General features: G+C 68.9%; 4 protein-coding genes. All 4 read left to right on the forward strand.

Going from position 1 to position 7,552, the window contains the following annotated elements:
* Window positions 1–14: 14 nt before the first annotated feature.
* Window positions 15–1,058, forward strand: a complete 1,044-nt coding sequence (locus H9658_RS12045; RefSeq protein WP_179569395.1) for an Lnb N-terminal periplasmic domain-containing protein — start codon at window positions 15–17, stop codon at window positions 1,056–1,058.
* Complete coding sequence (locus H9658_RS12050) at window positions 1,058–2,998, forward strand: esterase/lipase family protein (protein ID WP_191825509.1); 1,941 nt, start codon at window positions 1,058–1,060, stop codon at window positions 2,996–2,998. Before H9658_RS12045 ends, H9658_RS12050 begins: the two co-directional genes overlap by 1 nt.
* A gap of 565 nt (window positions 2,999–3,563) precedes the next feature.
* Window positions 3,564–6,374, forward strand: a complete 2,811-nt coding sequence (locus H9658_RS12055) for a TonB-dependent receptor (RefSeq protein WP_191825510.1) — start codon at window positions 3,564–3,566, stop codon at window positions 6,372–6,374.
* 316 nt (window positions 6,375–6,690) lie between these two features.
* On the forward strand, window positions 6,691–7,552 hold an 862-nt coding region (locus H9658_RS22955), incomplete at its 3' end, for a histidine-type phosphatase (protein WP_406848124.1).

Here is a 7,552-nt window from a genome sequence, read left to right on the forward strand (position 1 = left end):
GCGCCGTCGCCGCGATTGCGGCGCGCAACGCCGCGCAGCGGGGTTGGCCGGCACGCCTGTTGCGCGCAACGGTGGCGCTGGCGATCGTGCTGGCCGGCGTCTGGGGCGCGCTGTTCCTGGCCTACCTGCCGCATACCGGCAGCCTGGTGCGCTACGCCTCGGCGTTGCTGTGGCTGGCGATGGGCGGCGCCGCGCTGTGGGGCCTGCGCCATCCCCGAGACTACCGCGTGCTGCCGTGGATCTTCGCCGTCGCCTGCGCCGGCCTGGTGTTCGGCTGGTCGCAGCTGCTGCCCGAGCAGAACCGCGACTGGGCCGACGACGTGGCGCAGCCGCTGCAGCCGCAGGTCGAAGGCCACCTCGTCACCCTGCACAACGTGCGCAATTTCGCCTGGCGCAGCGACAGCGACTACACGCCGCGTTGGGAAACCCGCCAGTACGACCTGGACCGGCTGGCCTCGGCGGACCTGGCGCTGTCCTACTGGATGGGGCCGGCGATCGCCCACACCCTGGTCTCGTTCGGCTTCGACGACGGCCGCCGGGTGGTGTTCTCGCTGGAGATCCGCAAGGAGCGTGGCGAATCGTTCTCCGCGCTGGCCGGCTTCTTCCGCAATTTCGAGCAGGCGATGATCGCCGCCGACGAGCGCGACATCCTCGCGGTGCGCAGCAACGTGCGCGGCGAAGACGTCTATCTGTACCGGCTGAACATTCCGCGCGCGCAGTTGCGCCAGCTGTTCATGGGCTACGTGGCGCAGGCGCAGCAGCTGCAGCGCACGCCGAAGTTCTACAACACCGCCACCAGCAATTGCACCACCATCGTGTTCGAGCTGGTGCGCAAGTTCGAACCGCAACTGCCGCTGGATTACCGCCTGCTGCTGTCCGGCTATCTGCCGTCCTATGTCTATGCGCAGCACGGCTTCGTGCCGGGCTACGCGCTGGCCACGCTGCAGGCGCGCGGGCGCATCGGCGAGCGCGCACGCCAGGCCGGCGCCGGCGCCGACTTTTCGCAGCGCATCCGCGAAGGCATCCCCGGCGAAGAACCGCCCGGAGCGCCGCGCTGATGCGCGCCGCGCGCGCGGTGCGGCAGCTGGCGGCGCGCGCGCTGCTGGCGGTGGGCCTGCTCGCCGGGTCCGGCTGCGCCATGGTCACCGTGCAGTCGCGCGCGGCCGGCGACTACATCGCGACCAAGCGCGGCGACGTGCTCAGCACCGGCGAACTCAGCGACGCCAGCCAGGAAACGCTGCGCGTGGTCGCGATCGAGCGCAAGCCCTGCGAGGCCGACATCCCCGCCTGCGCCGCGCAACTGCGCACGGTGCAGGGACTGGACGAGGAACGCCGCCTGGCGACCTTGTCGGAGCTGTGGTTGCGCGCGGCGACGACGCGTACGCCCAAGGGCAACGTCGCACTCGACGATGCAGCCTTGCAGGCATGGCTGGAAACCGCGCGCTACGCCTATGCCTACCTGTTCTATACCGAACGCCCGGCCAGCGCGCGCGCCTTCGAGGACCGGCAGACGCAGGTGCGCGATTACTACAACTACGCGGTGCAGCACGTGGTCGGCGCGATGTTCGAACGTTGGCGCGCGCGCAGCGCCAGCGGCGAATTGCGCGACGACGACACGCTGGCTGCCGCCGGCTGGCAAGTGCGCGCGCAGCTGGACAGTTTCCGCCTGCCGGGCGCCGTGGCGCGGCCGAATGCGATGGTGCCTGCCGCCTCGCTGCGTTTCGACGGCCTGCGCAGCACCTATCGCCGCGATGGCTTCGGGGCCGAACTGGTGGCGGAAGTGTCGCCGGCGCAGGTCGGCGATCCGACCGCGATCATGGCTGCTGCGAAGCCAGGGCAAGCGGCTACCGATACCGCCGGCTACAGCGAACTGTCGTACGCGCCGACCACCGTGCTGCTGCGCTTCGACGGCGACAGCCTGGCGCAGGTGCTGGACACGCGCAGCGTGGTGATCGCGCCCTACGATCCGTATCGCGACAACGAGGTCGTCGTGCACGGCCAGCGGCTGCCGCTGGCGGCCAATTTCACCGCCGCCTACGGCCTGTGGCTGGCGCGTTCGGGTTTCGCCAAGCAGTCGTTGCGCTCGATGCTGGGGCGCGAACACGGCATCGAGCAGCCGCACCTGTACCTGATGCAGCCCTACGACCCGAACCGGCGCATCGTGCTGATGCTGCACGGCCTGGGCAGCAGCCCCGAGGCCTGGGTCAACGTCGCCAACGAGATCATGGGCGACGAGCAACTGCGCCGCCACTACCAGATCTGGCAGGTCTATTACCCGACCAACATGCCGATCGCCTGGAACCGCGCGCAGATCGAAACCTTGCTGCAGCAGACCCTGCACAATTTCGATCCGCAGGGGCAGGCGCCGGCCTCGCAGCACATGGTGCTGATCGGCCACAGCATGGGGGGAGTGATCGCGCGGCTGCTGGTCAGCAGCTCCGGCGAGCGCATCTGGAACGCGTTGCTCGCCGGCCGCGACCTGAGCGGCGAACGCGGCGCGCGGGTACGCGAGCGCCTGCAGCCGCTGTTGCGCTTCGCGCCGCTGCCGCAGGTGGACCGCGCCATCTTCATCGCCGCGCCGCACCGCGGCACCGCCATCGCCGAGGGCAGCATCGGGCGCCTGGTCGGCGGACTGATCCGCTTGCCGGTGACCTTGCTGCAGCGCTTCACCGAGGTGATGCAGGACATCGCCGGCCAGGACGGCGTGCCGCAGCGCCTGCCCAACGGCATCGACAATCTGCGCGATACCGATCCGTTCGTGCGTGCGGCCGCCGAGCTGCCGATTTCGCCAGCCGTGCGCTACAACTCGATCATCGCCCGGCGCAACCCGGCGCTGCCGCTGGCCGTCGCCGACGATGGGCTGGTGCCCTACCGCAGCGCGCACCTGGATGGCGCCGAATCGGAACTGGTGATCACCTCCGGACACAGCGTGCAGGAGACGCCGCAGGCGATCCTGGAGATCCGCCGCATCCTGCATGCGCAGATCGCGTCGGAGTGATGCGAGGGAGTCGAGAGGCACCCGGTTAGATCCCTGCGTGGGAGCGCCTTCTGCGGGAGCGACTTCAGTCGCGACGCGCACAATCGGTAAAACTCGTTGCGACCGATGGTGAATGTCGCCTGGCGTCGCTCCCAAGGGCGTACGCGACGCCATCTGGGTGCACTGTAGGAGCGGCTTCAGCCGCGACAGTCTCCGTCGCCGTCAGGCCCGCCGCGTCGTTCGTCGCGGCTGAAGCCGCTCCTGCGGTGGCGTTATGGCGCGCCGGATGTCAGCGGAAAAAGCGCCGCAGCCATGCGCACTTGCGATACGCACGCGTATGCATCACTGACGTATCGCATTTCCGTTCACCTATGAACTCCGTCACGCATCTGCAAACATCGACGCACACAATGCGCCGCAGTTGTTAACGGACCGTCAGTTCGCACGGTCCAGCTCCGACACGGAACTCCCCCAGATGTTCGCCCAGTTGCCGGCTCCGCGCCGGCGATACGGGCAGCGCTTTGCCTTCTCCGGCCGCGGCGTCGTCGCGTGCCGGGACACCACCCCACGTCCTGATGGAATTTCCATGAACCACGCATCGCACCGCGCCAGGCCGCACCGGCTTGCCGGATCCATCGCCCTGGCCCTGAGCCTGGCCCTCGCCGCCGCCGCCCATGCCGAAGACCCCGCACAGGAGCAGGCGCAGAACACCGCCGGCGACGACACCGCGCCGGCCGCCGCCAAGGGCAATGCGCAGACCCTGTCGACCGTGACCGTCGCGGCGAACCGCTACACCGCCGCCGACATGCAGATGGCGGCCAGCAACACCGCCAACGTGCTGTCGGCCGACGACCTGAAGTACACCGCCGTGCACAACATCGCCGAGGCGCTGGGCCTGTTGCCGGGCGTCAACGTGGTCAACACCGGGCAGTCGTATTTCGGCGGCGTCGACGGCGCCGCGCGCGGCGAGGGCATGTTCGCCTCGGTGCGCGGCCTCAACGCCGAATACAACGTCAACCTGATCAACGGCGTCAACGTCGCCCAGGGCATGCCGTACAGCCGCAGCGTGCAGCTGAGCCTGCTGCCGCCGTCCGGCCTGCAGACCATCGTGTTGAACAAGACCTCCACCGCGGCGATGGACGGCGATGCGATCGGCGGCACCATCGACTACCGCACTCCCAGCGGTTTCGACTACAGCGACGCGATCGGCGGCAGCATCACCGCCAGCGGGCGCATGGAAAGCCGCGCCCGCGACTACGACGAGAGCGGCCTGGGCAAGGGCGCGGCCGGCGAGTTCCACGCCAAGTTCGGCAGCGAGCACCAGTTCGGCATCTACGCCAGCGCGTACTACGACGAGCGCCACTACGTGAACAGCGAAGTGGCCAGCGCCTCCGCTGCGCGCAACGACGGTTCGTGGGAATTCTCCCGCACCACCGCCAAGGGCGCGCTGGCGGCCGGCTACGACGCGGAAGATTCGCTGCAGTCCACCGGCACCAACATCGGCTATTCCGGCGGCGACACCAAGCGCTACGGCGGCAACGTCTCCTTCGACTGGCATGTGGACCCGAGCCTGCAGCTGTACGCACGGGCGACCTACGCCTACGCCAAGACCGAGCAGAACACCGGCTATACGCAGTTCGTGCCGGCCAGCGTCAGCTACACCCAGATCGGCAGCACCGGCGTGTACCAGCCGCAGATCAACCGCGTCGCGGTGCGCTACTGGTACGAGACCAATCCGGAAGTGGCCGACCTGGCCACGTTCCAGTTCGGCGGCGACAAGCAGCTCGGCAACTGGACGCTGTCGCCGAACCTGTTCTACAGCTTCGGCGACAACGATCGCCCGGACCACATCGAAGTCTCTGCGCGCGTGGATCAGTACAGCTCCACCCAGTTCCCGTACGGCGCCAACAGCTTCATCAGCTACGACAGCGAAGGCTTCCCGGTGCCGCAGCTGACCACCGCGATGCAGAACCAGGCCGACGACATCGGCGGCCTGTACGCGCGCCGCCACGGCCAGCTGACCAAGTCCTACAGCGGGCAGAAGAAGGGCGGCGCCAAGTTCGACGCGCGCTACGACTTCGACGAGGGCGTGCTGAGCAGCCTGCAGTTCGGCGTGAAGTACGTGGACAGCTCGCGCGAGTTCACCGAGCGCGACTGGACCACCGCCAAGTTCACCGACGGCACGCTGCTGGAGAACACCGGCCTGGTCAGCGGCAGCTACGACGCGGTGTATCCGGGCAAGTACGACTACCCGACGGTCAAGCTGAGCAATTCGGCGCTGAAGGCCTCGATCGCCAAGTACCTGACCGCGAGCAGCTTCGACACCTGCGGCAGCCTGGCGGTCAACAATCAGAACTGCGACACCATGCGCGGCACCGAGGCGGTGGCCGCGGCCTATGCGATGGCCACGTTCAAGACCGGCGACCTGGAGATCATCCCCGGCCTGCGCTTCGAGCAGACCAGCATTCGCAACACCTACTGGACGATGCCCAAGGACAGCAGCGGCAACGAGCTGGCCGGCTACTTCCAGAACAACCACACCACCTACGACGTGCCGCTGCCCAGCGTGTTCCTGAACTATCGTCCCGGCAACGCCAACGCGGTGTACCGGGCCTCGGTGTGGACCAGCTACACGCGCCCGGCGTTCGTGCAGCTCGGCGGCGGTTCCAGCTACAGCGTGTCCAGCGACGGCATCACCACCATCACCGAAGGCAATCCGGATCTGAAGCCGATCAAGGCGGTCAATGTCGACCTGTCCGGCGAGTGGGACAACGGCGTCGGCGGCCACGCGATGCTGGCCGGCTACTACAAGCGCCTGTCCGACTACATCTACGAGAACGGCTCGGATGCGGCCAATGCCGGGGCGAGCACCAGCGGCAGCGTGCGCTACGTGCGTCCGCAGAACGGCGGCGACGGCAAGGTGCTGGGCGTGGAAGCGGCAGTGCGGCAGACCCTGCAGGGCATGCCGGCGCCGCTGGACGGCTTCGGCATCGGCGCCAACGTCACCCGCCAGTCCACCCGCGTCGACCTGGGCATGACCGGCTTCCACGACGAGCGCATCCAGAACGCGCCGGACCTGATGGCCAACGCCGAGCTGTTCTACGAGAAGGGGCCGCTGTCGGTGAACCTGAGCTACCACTACTCGGGCGAATACGTGTCGGTCTACGACTACCTGGACCAGGGTGCCAGCTGGGACGACCTGTGGGTGAAGCCGATCACCCGCGTCGATTTGCACGTGGGCTATGCGGTGAACGAGCACCTGCGCGCCGACCTGTCGGTGGCGAACCTGACCAATCGCCTGAGCTACTGGGCGCATGTGGGCCGCAACAGCACCGCGATCTCGGACATCGTCGATGCCGGGCGCACCAGCCTGTTGACCGTGAAGTACACGTTCTGAGCCAACGGCCTGTGCATGGGCCGGCTTTCCTCGCGCGTCGCGGCATGTCGCCGCGGCGCGCGTCGGCATGCATGCGGTCGTTGGGCGCGTGGCGCGCACGATCGCCAGTGAGCCGGCGCGCGTAGCTGGCGTCGGTGTCCGCAGCGCAATGTTGCGGCAGCGATGAGTTGCGGGTGTGTCCGGCCCGCCGCAGCGCGGCGACCGACACGCGATCGCCACGGACCTGCGCTGCAATCGCACCGGCATGCAGTGCGATGGGTGCCGCGCAGTGAGTGGTTTCTTTCCCCTTTTTTCTGGAACGACGATGAGCAAGCGGATGCGGTGGATGCTGTTGACAGTGCTGGCTGCAACCGCCGGCGCGCAGGCGCGGCCCGCGCGCGAAGCGTCTGCGCCGTCACTGCAGGTCGAGCAGGTGGTGATGCTGTTCCGTCACGGCGTGCGTGCGCCGCTGGATGGCGAAGCCGCGGCGGCGGCGTTGGCCGACCGTCCGTGGCCGGTGTGGAACACGCCGGCGAGCCTGCTCACCGCGCATGGCCGCGTGGCCGTGCAGCTGAGCGGCGACTACACCCGGCAATGGCTGGTCCGCGACGGCGTGCTGCCGGCTGCCGGCTGCCCTGCCGACGGCGCGGTCAGCGTCTACGCCAACACCGACCAGCGCACCATCGCCAGCGCCCAGATCCTGGCCGAGACGCTGGCTCCGGGCTGCGGACTGCAGGCCGGGCATCAGCCGCAGGGCAGCGACGATCCGCTGTTCCGCCCGGTCGAGGCCGGTGCGGTGGACTTCGACGCGGACGCCGCGGTGGCGTCGATCCAGCGCCAGACCGGCGGTCCCGGCGCGGTGCTAGCGCCCTACGCGAAGGAGCTGCGCACGATGCGGCAGATCCTCGGCTGCAGCGCCAAGGACTGCGATTTCGCGCGCATGCCGTCGTCGCTGAGCGCCAGCGGCAACGGCCGCGGCATCGCCATGCATGGCCCGCTGGACCTGACCTCCGGCACCGCCGAGGTGTTCATCCTGCAATACGCCGAAGGCCTGCCGCTGGACCAGGTCGGCTGGGGCCGCGCCACGCGCGAGCGCATCGGCGTGGTGTCGCGGCTGCATGCGCTGCTGTTCGAGATCTACGCGCGGCCGCGGTACATGGCCGCGCGCGCCGGCGCGGGGGGGGGGGGGGGGGGGGGGG

It is taken from the genome of Xanthomonas bonasiae (assembly GCF_014836395.1).
Classification (GTDB): Bacteria; Pseudomonadota; Gammaproteobacteria; order Xanthomonadales; family Xanthomonadaceae; genus Xanthomonas_A; species Xanthomonas_A bonasiae.

Bases quoted from the DNA above. Each gene is read 5' to 3' on its own strand.
- H9658_RS12050 (WP_191825509.1), top strand. From the start codon at position 1,058: ATGCGCGCCGCGCGCGCGGTGCGGCAGCTGGCGGCGCGCGCGCTGCTG.
- H9658_RS12055 (WP_191825510.1), top strand. From the start codon at position 3,564: ATGAACCACGCATCGCACCGCGCCAGGCCGCACCGGCTTGCCGGATCC.